15 protein-coding genes and 1 pseudogene are annotated in these 20,107 nt (G+C 68.0%); 11 read left to right on the top strand and 5 right to left on the bottom strand.

The annotated features are described in order from the left end of the window. Positions 1–41: 41 nt before the first annotated feature. The 6 genes from G3N99_RS11400 to G3N99_RS11375 all read left to right on the top strand — a co-directional run bounded on the left by G3N99_RS11400 (position 42) and on the right by G3N99_RS11375 (position 8,282). Positions 42–1,133: a DUF917 domain-containing protein gene (locus G3N99_RS11400; protein WP_174929852.1), complete on the top strand. Its 1,092-nt coding sequence runs from the start codon at positions 42–44 to the stop codon at positions 1,131–1,133. Positions 1,134–1,145: 12 nt separating this feature from the next. Continuing rightward, positions 1,146–2,798, top strand: a complete 1,653-nt coding sequence (locus G3N99_RS11395; RefSeq protein WP_206122447.1) for a urocanate hydratase — start codon at positions 1,146–1,148, stop codon at positions 2,796–2,798. A 36-nt stretch (positions 2,799–2,834) separates the two neighbouring features. Further along, a complete protein-coding gene (locus G3N99_RS11390) occupies positions 2,835–4,157 on the top strand; it encodes an MFS transporter (protein WP_206122446.1) in 1,323 nt (440 codons plus the stop codon). A 17-nt stretch (positions 4,158–4,174) separates the two neighbouring features. Then, entirely contained in the window at positions 4,175–5,809 is a 1,635-nt protein-coding gene (locus G3N99_RS11385) for an aromatic amino acid ammonia-lyase (RefSeq protein ID WP_206122445.1), read from the top strand. 165 nt (positions 5,810–5,974) lie between these two features. After that, the gene (locus tag G3N99_RS11380) at positions 5,975–7,075 is read left to right on the top strand and encodes a porin (protein ID WP_206122444.1); all 1,101 of its coding nucleotides are present in this window, start codon (positions 5,975–5,977) and stop codon (positions 7,073–7,075) included. 109 nt (positions 7,076–7,184) lie between these two features. Beyond that, positions 7,185–8,282, top strand: coding sequence for a porin (locus tag G3N99_RS11375; RefSeq protein ID WP_206122443.1), 1,098 nt, complete (start codon positions 7,185–7,187; stop codon positions 8,280–8,282). 45 nt (positions 8,283–8,327) lie between these two features. Here G3N99_RS11375 and G3N99_RS11370 read toward each other — a convergent pair whose 3' ends face one another. Then, positions 8,328–9,032 (bottom strand): GntR family transcriptional regulator, encoded by a 705-nt coding sequence (locus G3N99_RS11370; RefSeq protein WP_174943428.1) that lies wholly within the window; start codon positions 9,030–9,032, stop codon positions 8,328–8,330. 183 nt (positions 9,033–9,215) lie between these two features. Between G3N99_RS11370 and G3N99_RS11365 the strand changes: the two genes are divergently transcribed. The 4 genes from G3N99_RS11365 (at position 9,216) to G3N99_RS11350 (ending at position 15,769) form a co-directional block, all read left to right on the top strand. Then, complete coding sequence (locus G3N99_RS11365) at positions 9,216–10,436, top strand: aminotransferase class V-fold PLP-dependent enzyme (protein ID WP_174943566.1); 1,221 nt, start codon at positions 9,216–9,218, stop codon at positions 10,434–10,436. Positions 10,437–10,594: 158 nt separating this feature from the next. Further along, positions 10,595–11,869, top strand: coding sequence for an MFS transporter (locus G3N99_RS11360; RefSeq protein ID WP_011356612.1), 1,275 nt, complete (start codon positions 10,595–10,597; stop codon positions 11,867–11,869). Between the two features lie 56 nt (positions 11,870–11,925). Further along, positions 11,926–12,687, top strand: a complete 762-nt coding sequence (locus tag G3N99_RS11355; protein ID WP_206122442.1) for a 2-keto-4-pentenoate hydratase — start codon at positions 11,926–11,928, stop codon at positions 12,685–12,687. Positions 12,688–12,727: 40 nt separating this feature from the next. Continuing rightward, the gene (locus G3N99_RS11350; RefSeq protein WP_206122441.1) at positions 12,728–15,769 is read left to right on the top strand and encodes an FAD-binding and (Fe-S)-binding domain-containing protein; all 3,042 of its coding nucleotides are present in this window, start codon (positions 12,728–12,730) and stop codon (positions 15,767–15,769) included. 15 nt (positions 15,770–15,784) lie between these two features. Here G3N99_RS11350 and punR read toward each other — a convergent pair whose 3' ends face one another. Then, positions 15,785–16,687: a DNA-binding transcriptional activator PunR gene (punR, locus tag G3N99_RS11345; RefSeq protein WP_206122440.1), complete on the bottom strand. Its 903-nt coding sequence runs from the start codon at positions 16,685–16,687 to the stop codon at positions 15,785–15,787. 128 nt (positions 16,688–16,815) lie between these two features. Here punR and G3N99_RS11340 point away from each other — a divergent pair, with 128 nt between their 5' ends. Beyond that, positions 16,816–17,256 (top strand): DMT family transporter, encoded by a 441-nt coding sequence (locus tag G3N99_RS11340; protein ID WP_206122439.1) that lies wholly within the window; start codon positions 16,816–16,818, stop codon positions 17,254–17,256. Between the two features lie 21 nt (positions 17,257–17,277). On the opposite strand, the gene G3N99_RS11335 is transcribed toward G3N99_RS11340, so the two are convergent. From G3N99_RS11335 to G3N99_RS11325, 3 genes and pseudogenes are all read right to left on the bottom strand, one after another. Continuing rightward, the gene (locus G3N99_RS11335; RefSeq protein ID WP_011356623.1) at positions 17,278–18,183 is read right to left on the bottom strand and encodes a LysR family transcriptional regulator; all 906 of its coding nucleotides are present in this window, start codon (positions 18,181–18,183) and stop codon (positions 17,278–17,280) included. A gap of 76 nt (positions 18,184–18,259) precedes the next feature. Further along, entirely contained in the window at positions 18,260–19,504 is a 1,245-nt protein-coding gene (locus G3N99_RS11330) for an acyl-CoA dehydrogenase family protein (protein ID WP_174939622.1), read from the bottom strand. A gap of 33 nt (positions 19,505–19,537) precedes the next feature. Then, positions 19,538–19,981 (bottom strand): annotated as a pseudogene (locus tag G3N99_RS11325) (SDR family oxidoreductase); the annotation flags it as partial. Positions 19,982–20,107: the final 126 nt, after the last annotated feature.

The raw sequence follows: 20,107 nt of genomic DNA, 5'->3' as shown, positions 1-20,107 counted from the left end.
GGCGCGTACGGGCCTTTTTCCCCTCTCAGGACAAACGACACATGGGACGCATTCTGTCTTCGAAGGACGTCGAAGCCGCCGTCAAGGGCGGTTCGGTTTTCGCATGCGGCGGTGGCGGCTGGGCCGACCACGGCCGTGAACTCGGCACGCTCGCGGTCACGATCGGCCGCCCCGAACTGGTGAGCATCGACGAGCTGCCGGACGACGCGTGGATCGCCACGGCCGCCGCGATCGGCGCGCCGGGCGGCCTCACCGACTGGCAAATGCTCGGCGCCGATTACGTGAAGGCCGCGCAGCTGGTGCAGGACGCGCTCGGCGCGCCGCTCGCGGGGCTCATCATCGGGCAGAACGGGATGTCGAGCACGCTGAACGCGTGGCTGCCGTCCGCGTTGCTCGGCACCAAGGTGGTCGACGCGGTGGGCGACATTCGCGCGCATCCGACCGGCGACATGGGCTCGCTCGGCCTCGCGTCGAGCACGGCGCCGATGATCCAGGCTGCGGCCGGCGGCAACCGCGAACACCATGCGTACATGGAAGTGGTCGTGCGCGGCGCGACCGCGAAAGTGTCGCCGGTGCTGCGCAAGGCGGCCGACATGGCCGGCGGTTTCATCGCGAGCTGCCGCAACCCGATTCGCGCATCGTACGTGCGCCAGCATGCGGCGCTCGGCGGCATCAGCCGCGCGCTCGCGCTCGGCGAAGCGATCATCGACGCCGAGCGGCGCGGCGGCAGCGCGGTGATCGACGCGATCTGCGCGGCCACGCACGGCGAGATCATCGCGAGCGGCAAGGTCGAGCGCAATACGCTCGAATACACGCGTGAAGCATTCGACGTCGGCCTCGTCTACCTCGGCAGCGGCACGCAGCGCGCGGTCATTCATGTGATGAACGAACACATGGCGGTGGACGATGCGCACGGCGAACGGATCGCGACCTACCCGGACGTGATCACGACGCTCGATGCCGAAGGCCGCCCCGTCAGCGCGGGCCAGTTGAAGGAAGGGATGGAGATCCACGTGCTGCGCGTGGCGAAGGCGCACATTCCGCTGTCGTCGTCGGTGTTCGATCCCGCCGTGTATCCGCCGGTCGAAGCCGCGCTCGGCATCTCGATCGCCGACTATGCGCTCGCACGCTGAACGGGGGGCACGATGACGAACCAGACGAACCGCACCTTCGAAGTGACCTCGGGCACCACGCTGCGCTGCAAGGGCTGGCGCCAGGAAGCGCTGCTGCGCCTGCTCGAGAACGTACTCGCCGTCGGCGAGGATCCCGATCAGTTGATCGTCTACGCGGCGCTCGGCCGCGCGGCGCGCGACTGGCCGTCGCACGACGCGATCGTGCGCACGCTGAAGACGATGGACGAGAACGAGACGCTCGTCGTGCAGTCCGGCAAGCCCGTTGCGCTGCTGCGCACGCATGCGAGCGCGCCGCTCGTCGTGATGGCGAACTGCAACCTGATCGGCCAGTGGGCCAAGGCCGAGCACTTCTACGAACTGGAACAGCGCAACCTGATCTGCTGGGGCGGCCTCACGGCCGGCGACTGGCAGTACATCGGCTCGCAGGGCGTGATCCAGGGCACCTACGAGATCTTCTCGCGGATCGCCGAGCGCCATTTCGACAACGACCTGCGCGGGCGCTTCATCCTGACGGCCGGCCTCGGCGGCATGGGCGGCGCGCAGCCGCTCGCGGGCCGGATGGCGAACGCGGCGACGCTCGTCGTCGAGATCGACCAGACCCGCATCGACAAGCGGCTGCAGATCGGCTTCCTCGAACGGCAGGCGCGCGATCTCGACGAGGCGCTCGCACTGATCCGCGACGCGCAGGCCCGGCGCGAACCGATCTCGGTCGGCCTGCTCGGCAACGCATCCGACGTGTTCCCGGCGATCCTCGCGCGCGGCGTCGTGCCCGACATCGTCACCGACCAGACGGCCGCGCACGACCTCGTGTACGGCTACGTGCCGTCGGGCTACACGCTCGACGAAGTGCGTGCGCTGCGCGACAGCGACCGCACGAAGCTGATGGACGCGAGCCGCGCGTCGATCGTGCGGCACGTCGAAGCAATGCTCGGCTTCAAGGATCGCGGCGCGATCGTGTTCGACAACGGCAACCTGATCCGCACGCATGCGAAGGACGGTGGCGTGGCACGCGCGTTCGAGATTCCGGTGTTCACCGAAGCGTTCCTGCGCCCGCTGTTCTGCCGCGCGATCGGCCCGTTCCGCTGGATCGCGCTGTCGAACGACCCGAACGACATCCGCGTCATCGACGACTACCTGCTCGAACACTTCCCGGACAACCGGATCGTCACGAACTGGATCCGCAAGGCGCGCGAATGCGTGCCGTTCGAAGGACTGCCGGCACGCATCGCGTGGCTCGGCCACGGCGAGCGCACGCGGCTCGCGCTGGCGGTCAACGCGATGGTGCGCGACGGCGTGCTGGCCGGGCCGGTCGCGTTCACGCGCGACCACCTCGACGCCGGCGCGATGGCGCACCCGAACATCATGACCGAGAACCTGCGCGACGGCTCCGACGCGGTGGCCGACTGGCCGCTGCTGAACGCGATGATGAGCTGCTCGTCGATGGCCGATCTCGTCGCGATCCATTCGGGCGGCGGCGGCTACAGCGGCTACATGACGAGCGCGGGCATCACCGTCGTCGCCGACGGCAGCGCGGCCGCGAACGAGCGGCTGACGCTGTCGATGACGAACGACACCGCGCTCGGCGTGATCCGCTATGCCGACGCCGGCTACGAAGAAGCGCTCGACGAAGCGCAACGCAAGCAGATTCCGCATATCCGGCTGTAACGGCCGGCTCGCACGACGACAGGACAGGAGATCGAAGTGAAGCAAACCGCGGTTCCCCTCGACACGGCCGACGCCGTGTCGCCCCCTACCTCGAGTGCCGGGCGCGCGATCGCCGCGGCGTCGATCGGCAACGCGCTGGAGTGGTACGACTTTTCCGTCTACGCGTTCTTTGCCGTGTACATCGCGCAGAATTTCTTCCATCGCGGCGACACGGGCACCGAGCTGGTCGAGGCGTTCATGGCGTTCGGGATCGGCTTCATCGCGCGGCCGCTCGGCGCGCTCGCGATCGGCGTGTACGGCGATCGCGCAGGCCGCAAGGCCGCGCTGACGCTGACCATCCTCGTGATGGCGGCCGGCACCGGCATCATCGCGTTCGCGCCGCCGTACACGGCAATCGGCGTTGGTGCGCCGCTGCTGATCCTGTGCGGCCGCCTGCTGCAGGGCTTCTCGGCCGGCGGCGAAGTGGGCGGCGCGGCGGCGTTCCTGATCGAGCACGCGCCGGCGGACAAGAAGGGCCGCTACGCGTCGTGGCTGCAGGCGAGCATGGCCGCGTCGAACATCCTCGGCGCGCTGGTCGCGACCGGCGTGACGCTCATGCTGTCGCGCGAACAGATCGGCGACTGGGGCTGGCGGATCCCGTTCATCCTCGGCCTCGCGATCGCGCCGGTCGGCCTGTGGCTGCGCAAGACGCTCGACGAAACGCCGCATTTCCGCGCGGAGATGGCACGCGCCGCGCATGCGCCGGCCGAACGCAAGGCGCCGCTGCTGCAGGTCGTGCGCGACTATCCGCGCGCGCTCGTGGTCGGCACCGGGTTCTCGGTGTTGTGGGCCGTGTGCGTGTATGCGCTGGTGATCTACATGCCGACGCACGTGCAGCGCGCGCTGCACTTCGACGGGCGTGACGCGTTCATCGCGTCTCTGGTCGGCAACTGCCTGATGGCCGTCACCTGCGTGTGCGCCGGGAGCTGGTCCGACCGTTTCGGCCGGCGCAAGGTGCTGACGGCCGGCGCCGTGCTGATGCTCGTGTCGGTGTATCCGCTGCTGCACTGGCTCGCCGACGTGCACACGCTGGCCGCACTGATCGTCGTGCAGAGCGCGTTCTGCGTGATGGTCGCGATCTTCACGGGCGTCGCGCCGGCCGCGCTGTCGGAGCTGTTCCCGACCAAGGTACGTGCGACCGGCATGTCGCTGTCCTACAACATCGCCACGACGATCTTCGGCGGGTTCGCGCCCGCGATTCTCGCGTGGCTCACGCAACGGTCCGGCAACCCGTTCGCGCCCGCCTGGTATGTGATGGTCGCGAGCGTCATCGCGCTCGCGTCGATCGCCGCGCTGTCTTCCACGTCACGTCACGCCTGAATTCGGAGAACCGCTTCATGCAACGCTTCCTCATGCGGAGCGCGATCGCGCTCGCGCTTTTCGCCGCCGTCCCGGCCTTCGCGGACGTCACGCTCGACGGCCGGTCCGTCACGCCCGAATCGATCGCCCGCATCGCCGACGGCGAAGCCGTGTCGATCGCGCCGGCCGCCCGCCAGCGGGTCGTCGCCGCGCACGACGTGCTGCTGAAGGCCGCCGCGGCCGGCCAGCAGATCTACGGGCTGACGGTCGGCGTCGGCCTCAACAAGGACCGCGAGATGGTCGATGCGCACGGCAAGCTGAGCCAGGAGGTCATCGACGCGTCGACGCGCTTCAACATCGGGCTGATCCACGCGCACTCGGGCAGCGTCGGCCCCGACATGAGCGTGCGCGTGGCCCGCGCCGCGATGGCCGCCCGCCTGAACGCGATGCTCGACGGCGGCGCCGGCGTGCAGCCCGCGATCGTCGATGCGTACGCGCAGTTCCTCAATCGCGGCGTCACGCCCGCGATGCCGGCGGACGGCTCGATCGGCGAAGCCGACATCACGATCCTCAGCCACGTCGGCCTCGCGATGCTCGGCGAAGGCGACGTGTACTACCAGGGCCGCAAGATCGCGGCCGCCGATGCGCTGAAGTCGGCCGGCATCGCGACGATTCGCCCGTACGGCAAGGACGCGCTCGCGATCCTCAGCTCCAACGCTTATTCGGCCGGCATGGGCGCGCTGGCGCTCACCGACATGGCGCGTCTGGCGCAGGTATCGAAGCTCGTGTTCGCGCTGAGCCTGCAGGGGCTGAACGGCAACGTGTCGCCATTCCGCGAGGACACGCTCGCGCTGCGGCCGTTCCCGGCCACGCTGCGCGCGGGCGCCGCCCTGCGCACGCTGCTCGCGGGCAGCAGCCTGTGGAACCGCGATCCGGACCGGCCGCTGCAGGACCCGCTCAGCTTCCGCTCCGGCGTCTACCTGCTCGGCGAAGAGGATCGCACCGCCGACGAAGCGCGTGCGCTGCTGCAGGTGCAGCTGAATTCGAGCGACGACAACCCGGGCGTCGCGGTGGGCGTCACGCCGAAGTCGAACCTCGCGCAGGATACGGCCGGCTATGTCGACGGCGGCGGCGCGGTGCTGCCGAGCGCGAACTTCGAGCCGCTGCCGTGGGTGCTCGCGTTCGAACAGCTCGGGCTCGCGCTCGGCCACAACGCGCTCGCGTCCGCGCAGCGCATCGTCAAGCTGAACGACCCGCACCTCACCGGCCTCTCGCGCTTCCTCGGCACCGAGGACACCGTGCACGCGTTCGGCGCGATGGAGAAGCCGCCGACCGCGCTCGCGATGACGGTGAAATCGCTCGCGATGCCGGTGTCGCTCGACTACCTGCCGGTCGCCGGCGGCATCGAGGACGTCGCGACGAACGCGCCCGACGTCGTGCAGCGCGTGCAGAAGCAGATCGACGCGAGCTACACGCTGCTCGGTCTCGAACTGATCGAGGCGGCGCAGGCGATCGACCTGCGCCAGCGCAAGCAGCCGTCGTTCACGCTCGCGCCGGCCACGCAGCCGCTGTACCGCGCACTGCGCGCGAAGGTCGCGTTCCTCCAGCGCGACCGCCCGCTCACGCCCGACTTCCGCGCCGCCGATGCGCTGCTGCGCGCGTATCGCGACTGAGCGGCGCACCGCCCTTCCTTCGTCTCGCCCGTTAGCTGTTACGCCCGCCGCCGCGATCGTCGTTCGATCGCGGCGCGCGGCACGTCCGTCATCTCGCCCGTTCGCACGCAACCGAATCCAGCCACCGCTCGCCGCCTTTCAACCACCCTGCACCGGAACACCATCATGAAAAAAATCCTGTTCGCGCTGCCGCTCGCCGCGGCCGCCACCGCCCACGCGCAAAGCAGCGTCACGCTGTACGGCATCGTCGAAGACGGCGTCGACTACGTATCGAACGTGCAGGGCAAGCACCTCGTGCAGCTCGCGTCGGGCGTGACGGCCGGCAGCCGCTGGGGCGTACGCGGCACCGAGGATCTCGGCGGCGGCCTGAGCGCGATCTTCCGGCTCGAAAGCGGCTTCGACATCAACTCCGGCCGCCTCGGCAGCGGCCTCGCGTTTTCGCGCAACGCGTACGTCGGCCTGAACGACACGAAGCTCGGCACGCTCACGCTCGGCCGCCAGTGGGATTCGATCGTCGACTATGTCGAGCCGTTCACGCTGAACGGCAACATCGGCGGCTACTACTTCGCGCACCCGAACGACATGGACAACACCGACAACGGCTTCCCGATCTCGAACGCGGTGAAGTACCGCAGCCCGACGATCGCGGGCATCACGTTCGGCGGCCTCTATGCATTCGGCGGACAGCCCGGCCGCTTCTCGGACAACGCGACGTTCAGCGTCGGCGCGAGCTACGCGGCGGGCCCGGTCGGCTTCGGCATCGGCTATCTGCGGATCAACAACCCGGGCGTGTCGACGCAGGGCTACCAGAACTATCCGGGCTTCACGAACGCGATCTACGGCAACTACCTCGATGCCGCGCGCGCGCAAAAGGTGTTCGGTGTAGGCGCGTCGTACCAGGTCGTGCAGTGGTTCAAGGTGCTGGCCGACTTCACGAACACGAACTTCCAGCAAGGCAGCGCGGGGCACGACGCGACGTTCCAGAACTACGAGCTGTCGACGCTGGTCACGCCGACGCCGGCCGTGACGATCGGCGCGGGCTATACGTACACGACGGGCCGCGACCACGCGACGAACGCGGAGCCGAAGTATCACCAGTTCAACCTGAGCGTCGAATACGCGCTGTCCAAGCGCACGAGCGTCTACGTGATGGGGGCATTCCAGAAAGCGGCCGGCGACGCGCCGGTTGCGCAGATCGCGGGCTTCAACCCGTCGGGCAACCAGAAGCAGGCCGTGGGCCGCGCGGGCATCCGCCACGCGTTCTGACGTTCGTGACGGCTGACGGTCAGGCGTGATGCCTGCCGTCGGTCGTTCGACAAACGAGACGCGGCGAAGCATCGGCACGCAGCCGCTTCCTTCAGACAATTTGATCAGTATGCCTACTCATTCATACCGGAACAAAAACGGGCGACGCCACCGGCTCGCACCGGCGGTCAACCGCCGGTTGCTGTCGGCCGTCGGCGCCTCGCTGATCGCCTGCACGATCGCCGACGAAGCCGCGGCCCAGTCGTCCGTGTCCCTGTACGGGCTGGCCGACGTCTACGTCGGCACGCAAAAGAGTCTCGGCAAGCCGCGCGCGTATGCGATGAATTCGGGCGGCTTCACGACGAGCTTCTGGGGGATCGGCGGCCGCGAGGACCTCGGCGGCGGTTACGCGCTGCAGTTCGCGCTGGAAGCATTCATGCGTCCGTCGAACGGCGGCGCCGGCCGCTTCAGCGGCGATACGTTCTTCGGGCGCAATGCGTATGTCGGCGTCGCGACGCCGTACGGCGTGCTGCGCGCCGGACGCAACACGACGCCGTATTACATTTCCGTCGTGCGCTTCAACCCGTTCTCGACGTCGTTCGGCTTTTCGCCGGCACTGAACCAGATGTACAAGGGCGTCGCAGGGCAAGGCCTCGTCGGCGACAACGGCTGGAGCAATTCGGTGCTGGTTTCGACACCCGGCGAGCACGCGCTGCAGGCGAGCCTGATCTATGCGACCGGCAACGAGCCTGGCCACGCGGGCGCGAACCAGTGGGGCGGCAGCGTCACCTATGACGGGCACCGCGCGTTCAGCGCGACGCTCGCGTTCCAGCAGGCGAAATTCGACCGGATGCCCGGCGACCTGAACGCCTCCATCGCCGGCTTCACGCAGCAGGACGCCGTGCTGGCCGGCGTCGGCTACGACCTGAAATTCGTGAAGTTCACCGCGTTCTACCAGTACGTGCACGACGCGATCGACGGCGGCGGGCTCGGCACGCATAGCGGGCAAGTGGGTGCGGCGGTGCCGCTCGGCTTCGGCACGGTGCTCGCATCGGTGATGGCCGCGAAAAGCCACGGACGCGACCGCCCGTCGCGAACGACCTGGGCGCTCGGCTACGACTACCGGCTGTCGAAACGGACCGACGTCTACGTCGCTTACATGCGCGACCGCGCGAGCGGCTACGGGAACGGCGATTCGGCCGGGCTCGGCCTGCGCACGGCGTTCTGAGCGCGCGCCGTCAAGACGCCATGGCGGCGTGCACGCGGCGTGCGACTACGCGTCCACTTCCGCGTGCAGCAGCAACACCGCGTCGCGCTTCTCCAGCAGATGCCGCCGCAGGATCGCCGCGAGCGCCTTGCCGTCGCGCGCCTCCAGCGCCTTGATCATCTCCTCGTGATCGTGCACCGCGCGATCCCACTTCTCGACGTGCTGGTTCGAGCGGAACCGCATCGACATGATCCGGCGGTTGATCGACTGGTACGTGGCGCGCAGCGCCGAGTTGCGCGCGGCCTCGTTGATGCGGTCGTGGATTTCCTGGTTGCGGCTGTAGTAGCCGGGCAGGTCGTTCTGCATCCGGCACGCGAGCATCGAGTAATGCAGCGCCTTGATCTCCGCGAGCTCCGCGGGCGTGATGCGCTCGCACGCCAGTTCGCCTGAAAACGCCTCCAGCCCCGACATCAGCTCGAAGGTTTCGCGGATCTCCGATTCGCTCATCCGGTACACGCTCGCGCCGCGATTCGGCGACAGCACCAGCAACCCCTCGGCCGCCAGCACCTTGAACGCCTCGCGCAGCGGCGTGCGCGAGATGCCGAGCGTCTCGCACAGCTCGCGCTCGTTCAGCCGCATGCCCGGCGTGAGCACACCCTCGACGATGAATTTGCGCAGGTGCTCCACGACCGTGTCGTGCAGCCGCTGCCGCTCCAGTTTCGGCAGTGCCGGCGCGGTGCCGACAGGCTCCAGATCATTCAAATCTTGCATGCAAAGTCCTTCCTTCTTGCTTCCCGCGATTCTACTGCAACTCGCCCGACCCGAATATCTCCCCGCCAATATCGGGTAAACACCGGCATTGTCGGTGAAATCAGCGCTTGGTTTTGCCGGGATCGCTCTGCTAAAGTATTTTGCATGCAAAATTCAAAATGCAACCAAGGAGACAGAACGACCATGCTGCAACTCGACTTCCATCCGTCCGGCCGCCATTTCCTGCAGATTCCGGGGCCGAGCCCGGTGCCCGACCGCATCCTGCGGGCCATGAGCTATCCGACCATCGACCACCGTGGCCCCGAATTCGGCGCGCTCGGCCTCAAGGTGCTGGCCGGCATCAAGAAGATCTTCAAGACCACGCAGCCGGTGATCATCTATCCGGCGTCGGGTACCGGCGCATGGGAGGCGGCGCTGACCAACACGCTGAGCGCCGGCGACACCGTGCTGATGTTCGAGACGGGCCACTTCGCGACGCTGTGGAAAAAGATGGCCGAAGCGCTCGGCCTGAAGCCCGAATTCCTCGGCCTGCCGGGCATCGAAGGCTGGCGCCGCGGCGTGCAGCCCGACATGATCGAAGCGCGCCTGCGCGCCGACACCGCGCACGTGATCAAGGCCGTGTGCGTGGTGCACAACGAAACCTCCACCGGCGTCACCTCCGACATCGCGGCCGTGCGCCGCGCGATCGACGCGGCCGGCCACCCGGCGCTGCTGATGGTCGACACGATTTCGGGGCTCGCGTCCGCCGACTACCGCCATGACGAATGGGGTGTGGACGTGACGGTATCGGGTTCGCAGAAAGGGCTGATGCTGCCGCCGGGCATCAGCTTCAACGCGGTGTCGCCGAAGGCGCTCGCCGCGAGCGAGCACGCGACGCTGCCGCGCGCGTTCTGGGGCTGGCACGAGATCATCGAGGCGAACAAGAACGGCTACTGGCCGTACACGCCGAACACCAACCTGCTGTACGGCCTGGCCGAAGCGCTCGACATGATCCTCGGCGAAGGGCTCGACAACGTGTTCGCACGCCACCAGCGGCTCGCGGAAGCAACGCGCCGCGCGGTGCGCGCCTGGGGCCTCGAGATCCAGTGCGCGGACCCGGCCGTCTACAGCCCCGTGCTGACCGGCGTGATGATGCCCGACGGCGTCGACGCGGACGCCGTGCGCAAGCTGATCTACGAACGCTTCGACATGTCGCTCGGGCAGGCGCTCGGCAAGATGCGCGGCAAGATGTTCCGCATCGGCCATCTCGGCGACTGCAACGACCTCACGCTGATGGCCACGCTCGCGGGCTGCGAGATGGGGCTGAAGCTCGCCGGTGTACCGGTTGCCGCGAGCGGCGTCGTCGCGGCGATGGACTACCTCGCCACCAACACGCACACGCCCGCGCTGCGCGCGGCGGCCTGAACGCGTGTGCCTGCGGCACGCCGCAGGCACACCGCTCGCTCCCTTTTGCGGCCCGCACGACGCGCGGCCGCGCTGCATCGGCACGAAATCGACATGAAAGCGGCCCCAGAGCCGGCGCGGATGCAGCGGCAAGCCAGACAACATCAAGGAGACACAACATGAAGCTGTTCCGGGCGACCGGCATCGTGCTGGTGATGCTATGCGTGATGTACTTCATCACGTACCTCGATCGCGTGAACGTGAGCACGGCCGCCGCCGGGTTCGGCCGGGAATTCGGGCTGAACAAGACGGAGATCGGCCTCGTGTTTTCCGCGTTCGCGTATCCATACCTCGTGTTCCAGATCATCGGCGGCTGGGTCAGCGATCGCTTCGGCGCGCGCCGCACGCTGCTCGCATGCGGGCTACTGTGGGCCGTCGCGACGCTGCTGACCGGCATGGCCGGCGGCCTCGCGTCGCTGCTCGCCGCGCGCCTCCTGCTCGGGCTCGGTGAAGGCGCGACGTTCCCGGCGGCCACGTCGGCGATGTCGCGCTGGGTGCCGCGCGAGAAGCGCGGCTTCGCGCAGGGCATCACGCATGCGTTCTCACGCGTCGGCAACGCGGTCGCGCCGGCCGCCGTCGTCGCGGTGATGGCCGTGTACGGGTGGCGCGAATCGTTCTACATCTGCGGCGTGATCAGCATCGTGTGGGTCGTGGTGTGGGCGCTCGTCTATACCGAACACCCGAAGGATCACCCGCGCATCACGCAGGCCGAACTCGATGCGCTGCCGCCGCCCAAGCAGAAACCCGCGAACGTGCCGTGGGGCCCGCTGTTCCGCCGGATGATGCCCGTCACGATCGTGTACTTCTGCTACGGCTGGACGCTGTGGCTGTTCCTCAGCTGGATTCCGCAGTACTTCCTGCACAGCTACGACCTCGACCTGAAGAAATCGGCCGTGTTCGCGTCCGCGGTGTTCTTCGCGGGCGTGATCGGCGACACGCTCGGCGGCATCGTCACCGACCGCGTCTACGCACGCACCGGCAGCCTCAAGCGTGCGCGCAGCTGGATGGTGTCGATCTGCATGCTGCTCACGCTGCTGTCGCTGTTGCCGCTGCTGTTCACGCATCACCTGTACGTGTCGATGGCGTGCCTCGCGGCCGGCTTCTTCTTCGCCGAAATGACGATCGGCCCGATGTGGGCCGTGCCGATGGACATCGCGCCGGAATACTCGGGCACCGCGAGCGGGATGATGAATTCCGGCTCCGCGCTCGCGGCGATCCTGTCGCCGGTGATCTCCGGCTTCGTGATCGACCGCTTCGGCAGCTGGGAGCTGCCGTTCATCGGCAGCATGGTGCTGATGGGCGTGGGCGTGCTGCTCGCGTTCCGAATGCAGCCGGACAGCCGCTTCGCCGATGCGCCCGCCGAACAACCGGCCGCCAATCGCTCGCCGGCCTGATGCCAAACGGGGCGCTGCTGCGAGTGGCGCCCCCCCTCTTTTTCTTACTGCAAACCATGACCCAAGCTACCCACGACCTCGCCGTCCGGCTCGCCGACGGCTGGCAACACGGCATCGCATTCGACGCGCTGCCTTCGGAACTCGTCCCCGCCGATGCTGACGCAGCCTATGCGGTGCAGGCGCACCTGCTCGCCGTGCGCAGCGCCGCGATCGGCGCATGGAAGGTCGGCGCGAAGCAGCCCGATGGCCCGATCCAGGGTGCGCCGCTGCCGGACGACTGCCGCCATGCGAGCGGCGTCACGCTGCCGCGCGGCGCGTTCCGGCCGCTCGGCCTCGAACTGGAAATCGCGTTCCGCTTCGGCCGCGACTTCGCGCCGCGTGCGTCCGCCTATGCCGACGACGAAGTGTTCGACGGCATCGCGCAGATGGGCGCATCGATCGAGATCGTCGCGAGCCGCTTCCGCGAATGGCCGGACGTCGCCCCCGTCGTGCAGCTCGCCGACCTGCAGAACCACGGCGCGCTCGTGCTCGGCGAGATGACCGGCTATCGCGACGATTTCCCGTTCGTCGCGCCGGCACCCGCATTCGCATTCGACGGGCAGGACATCGCCGGCGCCGCATCGGGCACGAACCCCGCAGGCGATCCGCGTCGCCTGCTGCCGTGGCTCGTGAATCACGCGTCGCGGCGCGGCATCGCGCTGCCGGCCGGCACCGTCGTCACGACCGGCTCGTACACGGGGATGTTTTTCCCGAACGCGGCGGGCACGGCCGTCGGCCGCATACCGGGGTTGCCGCCCGTCAGCGTGACCCTCGCCTGATCCCCGCCCGATCCGCTTCCACCCGATACCGCCCGCTGCCATGACATCCGCCGTCTCGCCTTCGCTGGTTCGCCCCGTCCATCTCGTGCCGTCGCAAGGCGCCGCGCTGTCGCCGCTGTTCGAGCGGCTGCGCACGGCAATGCGCGGCGACGTCTACGCCGACCGCGCAAGCCGCGGCCGCTATGCGACCGACGCGTCGATCTACCAGATCATGCCGCTCGGCGTGGTCGTGCCGCGCGACCAGGACGACCTGCGGATCGCGCTCGACATCGCGCGCGACCGCAAGATTCCCGTGCTCGCACGCGGCGCCGGCACGAGCCAGTGCGGGCAGACGGTCGGCGAGGCGCTCGTCGTCGACAACAGCAAATGGCTGAACCGGATCGTCGAATTCGATGCGCAGGCGCGCACCGTCACCGTCGAACCGGGCATCGTGCTCGATCACCTGAACGCGTGGCTGAAGCCGCACGGGCTGTGGTTTCCGGTCGACGTGTCGACGGCCGCGCAATGCACGATCGGCGGGATGGCCGGCAACAACTCGTGCGGATCGCGCTCGATCGAGTACGGCAACATGGTGCACAACGTGCTCGCGATCGACGCGATCCTCGCCGACGGCAGCGAATGCCGGTTCGGCTCGCTCTCACAGCCCGTCACCGACCGCCGCACGCTCGACCTGCTGCGCGGCGTCGAACGCATCGCGCAGCGCGAGCGCGACGAACTCGTCGAGCGCGTGCCGAAGGTGCTGCGCCGCGTGGCCGGCTACAACCTCGACCTGTTCGACTGCCAGAACCCGCGCGCGTACACCGACGATGGTCACGCGAACCTCGCGCACCTGCTCGTCGGCTCGGAAGGCACGCTCGCGTACAGCCGGCAGATCACGCTGAAGCTCGCGCCGCTGCCCGCGCACAAGGCGCTCGGCGTGGTGAACTTCCCGACCTTCTACCAGGCGATGGACACCGCGCAGCACATCGTGAAGCTGAAGCCGGTGGCCGTCGAGCTCGTCGATCGGACGATGATCGACCTGTCGATGGAGAACCCCTCGTTTCGCCCCGTGATCGAACAGGCGCTGGTCGGGCAGCCGCAGGCGATCCTGCTCGTCGAGTTCGCGGGCGAATCGCGCGACGCGCAATTGACGCAGCTCGACCGGCTCGCCGAACTGATGGCCGATCTCGGGCTGCCCGACAGCGTCGTGAAGATGACCGATGCCGGCGCGCAGAAGGCGCTGTGGGACGTGCGCAAGGCCGGTCTGAACATCATGATGAGCATGAAGGGCGACGGCAAGCCGGTGTCGTTCATCGAGGATTGCGCGGTGCCGCTCGAGCACCTCGCCGAGTACACGCGCCGCCTGACCGACGTGTTCCACAAGCATGAAACCGAAGGCACGTGGTACGCGCATGCAAGCGTCGGCACGCTGCACGTGCGGCCGATCCTCGACATGCGGCGCGACGGCGCGACGCGCATGCGCGAGATCGCCGAAGAAGCGGCGGCGCTCGTGCGCGAGTACAAGGGCGCGTATTCGGGCGAACACGGCGACGGGCTGTGTCGCGGCGAATGGGTCGCGTGGCAGTACGGCCCGCGCCTCAATGCGGCGTTCGCGGAAATCAAGGCGCTGTTCGATCCCGACAACCGCTTCAATCCGGACAAGATCGTCAATCCGCCGAAGATGGATGCGCGCGAGCATTTTCGTTTCGCGCCCGGCTACGCGGCGCTGCCGCTGCAGCCGGCGCTCGACTGGTCGGCATGGAACGTCACGCGCAATCCGCTGACCGGTGACGAAACCGCCCCCGGCTCCGGCGCCGACATCACGCACGGGCTCGCGTCGGCCGTCGAGATGTGCAACAACAACGGCCACTGCCGCAAGTTCGACGCGGGCACGATGTGCCCGAGCTACCGCGTGACACGCGACGAGCAGCACGTGACGCGCGGCCGTGCGAACACGCTGCGGCTCGCGGTGACGGGCCAGCTCGGCGCCGATGGCCTCGCCGGCGACGACGTGAAGGCCGCGCTCGACCTGTGCGTGTCGTGCAAGGGCTGCAAGCGCGATTGTCCGACCGGGGTCGACATGGCGCGCTTCAAGATCGAGGCGCGGCATGCGTGGAACCGCAAGCACGGCTCGACGCTGCGTGAACGGCTCGTTGCGTACCTGCCGCGTTATGCGCCGTGGGCCGCACGGATGCGCGGCGCGATCGCGTTCGCGAATGGCGTGCCGGTCGCGGCGTCGTGGATGAAGCGATGGCTCGGCCTCGCGCCGCAGCGGGCGCTGCCTGCGTTTGCGCGGCCGTTTCTGGCGGATGCGAACGCAGGTGCGGGTACGTCGACATCGTCGCAAGTAGGCAACACGGCCACCCGCGAAGTGCTGCTCTTCGTCGATACGTTCAGCAACTACCAGGAACCGGACAACGCCCACGCCGCACAGGCCGTGCTCGAAGCGGCGGGCTACACCGTGCACTTCAACGTGCGCGAAGGCGAACGGCCGTTGTGCTGCGGTCGTACGTTCCTTGCGGCCGGACTCGTCGACGAAGCGAAGGCCGAAGCGAAACGCACGCTCGATACGCTGCGGCCGTACCTCGAACGCGGCGTCGCGATCGTCGGGCTGGAGCCTTCGTGCCTGCTGTCGATGCGCGACGAGTTTCTGGCATACGGTTACGGCGACGAAGCCGCACGGCTCGCGAGTCACGCGTTCCTGTTCGAGGAGTTTCTCGTGCGCGAGCAGGAGGCTGGCCGGTTGTCGCTGCCGCTGCATGCGATCGATGCGAACGAAGCGCTCGTCCACGGCCACTGCCATCAGAAGGCATTCGGCGCGTTCACGCCGGTGCAGACAGTGCTGCGCTGGGTTCCGGGGTTGAAGGTGTCGCCGGTCGAATCGTCGTGCTGCGGGATGGCCGGCAGCTTCGGCTACGAAGCCGAACACTACGACGCATCGCAGGCGATGGCCGAACTGTCGCTGCTGCCGGCTGTGCGGGCGCGGGCCGAAGGCGCGATCGTCGTCGCGGACGGCACGAGTTGCCGGCATCAGATCCAGGACGGCGCACAGACGCAGGCCGTGCATGTGGCGAAGGTGCTGGCGCGGGCGCTACAAGGCTGATTGCTGCTCGCGCCCTCACGAAATCCACTCGGCGTGCAGCTGCCCGCTGTCGCCGAGATAGTCGAGCACCCAGTGCATGACCGGCGCCGTCTTCTGCGCATGCCATGCGACGCAGCACGGGCTCGGCGCCTTCGGCTCGCCCAGCCTCTTCTCGACCAGCCGCCCGGTTTCGACGAACGGCCGCGCGAGATGCAGCGGCATGTAGCCGATGCCGAGCCCTTCGACGAAGCAGTTGATCGCCCGCTGCCAGTCCGGCACCACGAGCCGCCGCTGGTTCGGCAGCAGCCACGTATCGCGCCGCGGAATGTCGCGCGACGTGTCTTCGAGGCAGATCGACGGGAACGCGGCCAGTGTGTCGGACGCGAGCGGCGCATCGGCGCCGGCCAGCGGATGATCGGGGCTCACGAGAAATGCCCACTCGATCGCCCCCATGTCGCGGAACCGGAATTCGCCGCCGACGGGCACGGCCGTCGTCGCGCCGATCGCGATGTCCGCGCGCCCGGTGGCGAGCGCTTCCCACACCCCGTTGAACACTTCGATCCGCACGATCAGCTCGACGTTGTCGAAGTGGCGATAGAAGTCGGCCATCAGGGCATCGATGCGACGGCTCGACACGATGTTGTCGAGCGCGATCGACAGGCTCGGTTGCCAGCCGTTCGCCACACGCAGCGTGTCGCGGCGAATCTCGTCCATGCGCTTCAGGATGTCGCGCGCCTCGTTCACGAAATGCTCGCCGGCTTCGGTCGGCACGACGTGCCGGTGCATGCGCCTGAACAGCACGACGCCCAGCTCTTCCTCGATGTTCCTGACCGCATAGCTGACGGCCGACGGCACGCGATGCAGCGCGTTCGCCGCCGCCGTGAAGCTGCGCGTGCGCGCGATCAGCTCGATCAGTTGAAGCGACTCGATGGACAGCACCCCGCGTCTCCTTGCCGTGAATTCTTTTGAATGCGCGCGTGAAAATATACCGTTTCACGCCATCGCGTCACAGGCCAATACTGTTACCCGCAGTATTCGTGGTTCGACACATGGGAGACGGAAGACGTATGGCAAACAACATCATCGGGCTCGCCGCGATCGCGGCGATCGGCGGCTGCGCGGTCGCGCTGCAGGGGCAATTCATGGGCGTCATGTCGAAGAGCATCGGCACGACCGGCGGGATCTTCGTGAACTACATCAGCGGCGCGCTGGTCGCGATCGTGCTGCTGGCCGCGCAGCACGGCGGAGAACTCCGGGCGTGGACGTCGGTGCCGTGGTATGCGCTGTCGGCCGGCGTGCTCGGCCTCGTGATCGCGGGATCGATCGGCTATACGGCTTCGCAGCTCGGCCTGACGACGGCCTTTACGATCATCGTCGCGACGCAGTTCGTCGTGTCCGCGACGCTCGATCATTTCGGCTGGCTCGGCGCGATGCCGCGGCCGCTCGACGTTACGCGCTTCGCCGGCATCGGCGCGATCGTCGCGGGGGTCTGGCTCACGTCGAAGTGATCGCGGGCCGCCGCACGCGCATCACTGCGCGTCGCCGATCCCGCCCATCAGCATCATCAGTTGCTCGCGCAGCCACCGGCTGCCCTGGTCCTGATCGGCGCTGCGATGCCAGTAGCAGAAGTATTCGAGGGCCGGCATCTCGAACGGCAGTTCGAGAATGCGCGCCGGATAGCGCTGCAGCAGCCGCAGCGGCGCCGTCAGCGCGAGATCGCCGCGCATCGCGATCAGCGGCGCGACCATGTAGTGCTGCACGCGCATCTGGATGGTGCGGCGCAGCCCGAGGCGCGTCAGTTCCGCGTCGACGTACCCGCTGCCCTTGCGGCGGCTCGACACGTGGATGTGCCCCATCGCAAGGTAGTCGTCCATGGTGAGCGTGTCGCCCTTGAACGGGTGATCGTCGCGGATCATGCACGCATAGCGGTCGCGCACGAGCAGCGCCTGGTGCAGGTGCGGATCGCCGATCAGCGGCGCGTCGATCGCGATGTCGACGGAGCCGTTCGCGAGCGCGGTCGCGACTTCGCGGCGGTCCATCGTGTAGCTGCGCACGTGCATGCCGGGCGCATGCGTCTGCAGCAGTTCGCCGAGCGCGGGCAGCAGCAGCGCCTCGGTCAGGTCGCTCATGCTCATCCGGAACACGCGCGTCGACGACGCCGGATCGAACACGTCGCCTTCGTGCGCGCTCGAATCGAGCAGCTGCATCGCCTCGCGCACGCGGCCGACGATGTTCTCGGCCAGCGGCGTGGGCATCATCCCGGCCGGCGTGCTGACGAACAGCGGATCGTTCAGGGTCTTGCGCAGCCGCGCCAGCGCGTTGCTGACGGCCGGCTGCGTGAGGTTCAGCACCTCGGCCGCGCGCGTCAGGTTGCGCTTGGTGTAGATCGCGTCGAATACGACGAACAGGTTCAGGTCAATCTTCGAAAGGCGCATCGCCGGATCTCCTTGCCGGCATCTTACGGCGTGCGCCTCACGTTCGTCCACGGCCCTGCGCATCGTGGCGCGACGCTCAGCCGCGCAGCGGCGGCGTCAGGTACGCGGCCGTCGAACCCGGCTCGCCGCCCTGGATTTCCATCCGCGCGATCGCCTGCAGGTGCACCTCGTCCGGGCCGTCGGCGAAGCGCAGCGCGCGGCCCCAGGTCCAGTGGTCGGCGAGCGGCGTATCGGGGCTCAACCCCGCCGCGCCGAACACCTGCATCGCGCGGTCGCACACGTCCGTGTACACGGTCGGCACCAGCGCCTTGATCATCGAGATTTCCTTGCGGGCGGCCTTCGCGCCGACCTTGTCGATCATCCACGCGGCCTTCAGCACGAGCAAACGCGCCTGCTCGATCTCGATGCGCGAGCGCGCGATCCATTCGCCGACCGTACCGTGCTTGTTCAGCGGCTTGCCGAACGCGACGCGCGACTGCGCACGGTCGACCATCAGCTCCAGCGCAAGCTCGGCCGCGCCGATCGAACGCATGCAGTGGTGGATACGGCCCGGCCCGAGGCGGGCCTGCGCGAGCGCGAAGCCGCTGCCTTCCTCGCCGAGCAGGTTGCTCGCCGGTACGCGCACGTTGTCGAACGTGATCTCGCAGTGCCCTTCCGGCGCATAGTGATTGACCACCGTGATGTTGCGCACGATCGTCACGCCCGGCGTGTCGCGCGGCACGAGGATCATGCTTTGCTGCTGGTGCGACGCGGCCTCGGGATCGGTCTTGCCCATCACGATGAAGATCTTGCAGTTCGGATGCGCGGCGTTCGTGATGAACCACTTGCGGCCGTTGATCACGTACTCGTCGCCCACGCGCTCGATGCGCGTCGTGATGTTCGTCGCATCCGACGACGCCACGTCGGGCTCCGTCATCGCGAATGCCGAGCGGATCTCGCCGCGCAGCAGCGGCTTCAGCCACTGTTCGCGCTGCTCGGGCGACGCGAACATGTGCAGCAGCTCCATGTTGCCGGTGTCGGGCGCGTTGCAGTTGAACACTTCCGACGCCCAGCCCACACGCCCCATGATCTCGGCGAGCGGCGCGTATTCGAGGTTCGTCAGGCCCATGCCGGGCTCGTCGTCCTTCAGGTGCGGCAGGAACAGGTTCCACAGGCCTTCCGCCTTCGCGCGCTCCTTCAGTTCCTCCATGAACGACACGGGATACTGGCCCGCGTGCACTTCCTCGTTCCACTGGCGAATGCGCGGCACGATGTGCGCGTCCATGAATGCGCGCACGCGGCTGCGCAGTTCTTCCACTTTCGGGGTGTAGCCAAAGTCCATGATCGACTCCTCGATTCCGTTCGTTCGGTTCCGTCAGAAGGCCGAGACACCGCCGTCGACGGCGACGGCCTGCCCGGTCAGATAAGTGTTTTCCTTCGCGCACAGCGTCAGCATCGTCGCGACGACTTCCTCGGGCCGGCCGAGCCGCTTCATCGGCGAGCCCTGCGCGAGAAAGTCCTGGCGGTCGCCGATATCGCTGTCGGTGACCATCGGCGTCGTGCTGTAGAACGGGCACACCGCATTCACGCGAATGCCGTGGCGCGCGTATTCGATGGCCGCCGTCTTCGTGAGCCCGACCACCGCATGCTTCGACGCCGCGTAGGCCGCCAGCTTCGGCGCGCCGCCGAGCCCGGCCATCGACGCGACGTTCAGGATCACGCCTTCGCGCTGCGCGAGCATCTGGCGGATCTGGTGCTTCATCCCGAAGAACACGCCCTTCGCGTTCACCGCGAAGCTCAGGTCGAGATCGGCTTCGTCGGGAAGGCGGAAAGGCGAAAAGGCGAAAAGGCGAAAAGGCGAAAAGGCGAAAAGGCGAAAAGGCGAAAAGGCGAAAAGGCGAAAAGGCGAGAACACCGGGACGGCACCACGCGATGGCCGTCCCGT

Origin of the sequence: Burkholderia sp. Ac-20392 (assembly GCF_017104585.1) — a bacterium.
Classification (GTDB): Bacteria; Pseudomonadota; Gammaproteobacteria; order Burkholderiales; family Burkholderiaceae; genus Burkholderia; species Burkholderia lata.
The sequence above is the reverse complement of the archived record's forward strand: the minus strand, read 5'-3'. Positions and strand labels throughout refer to the sequence as shown.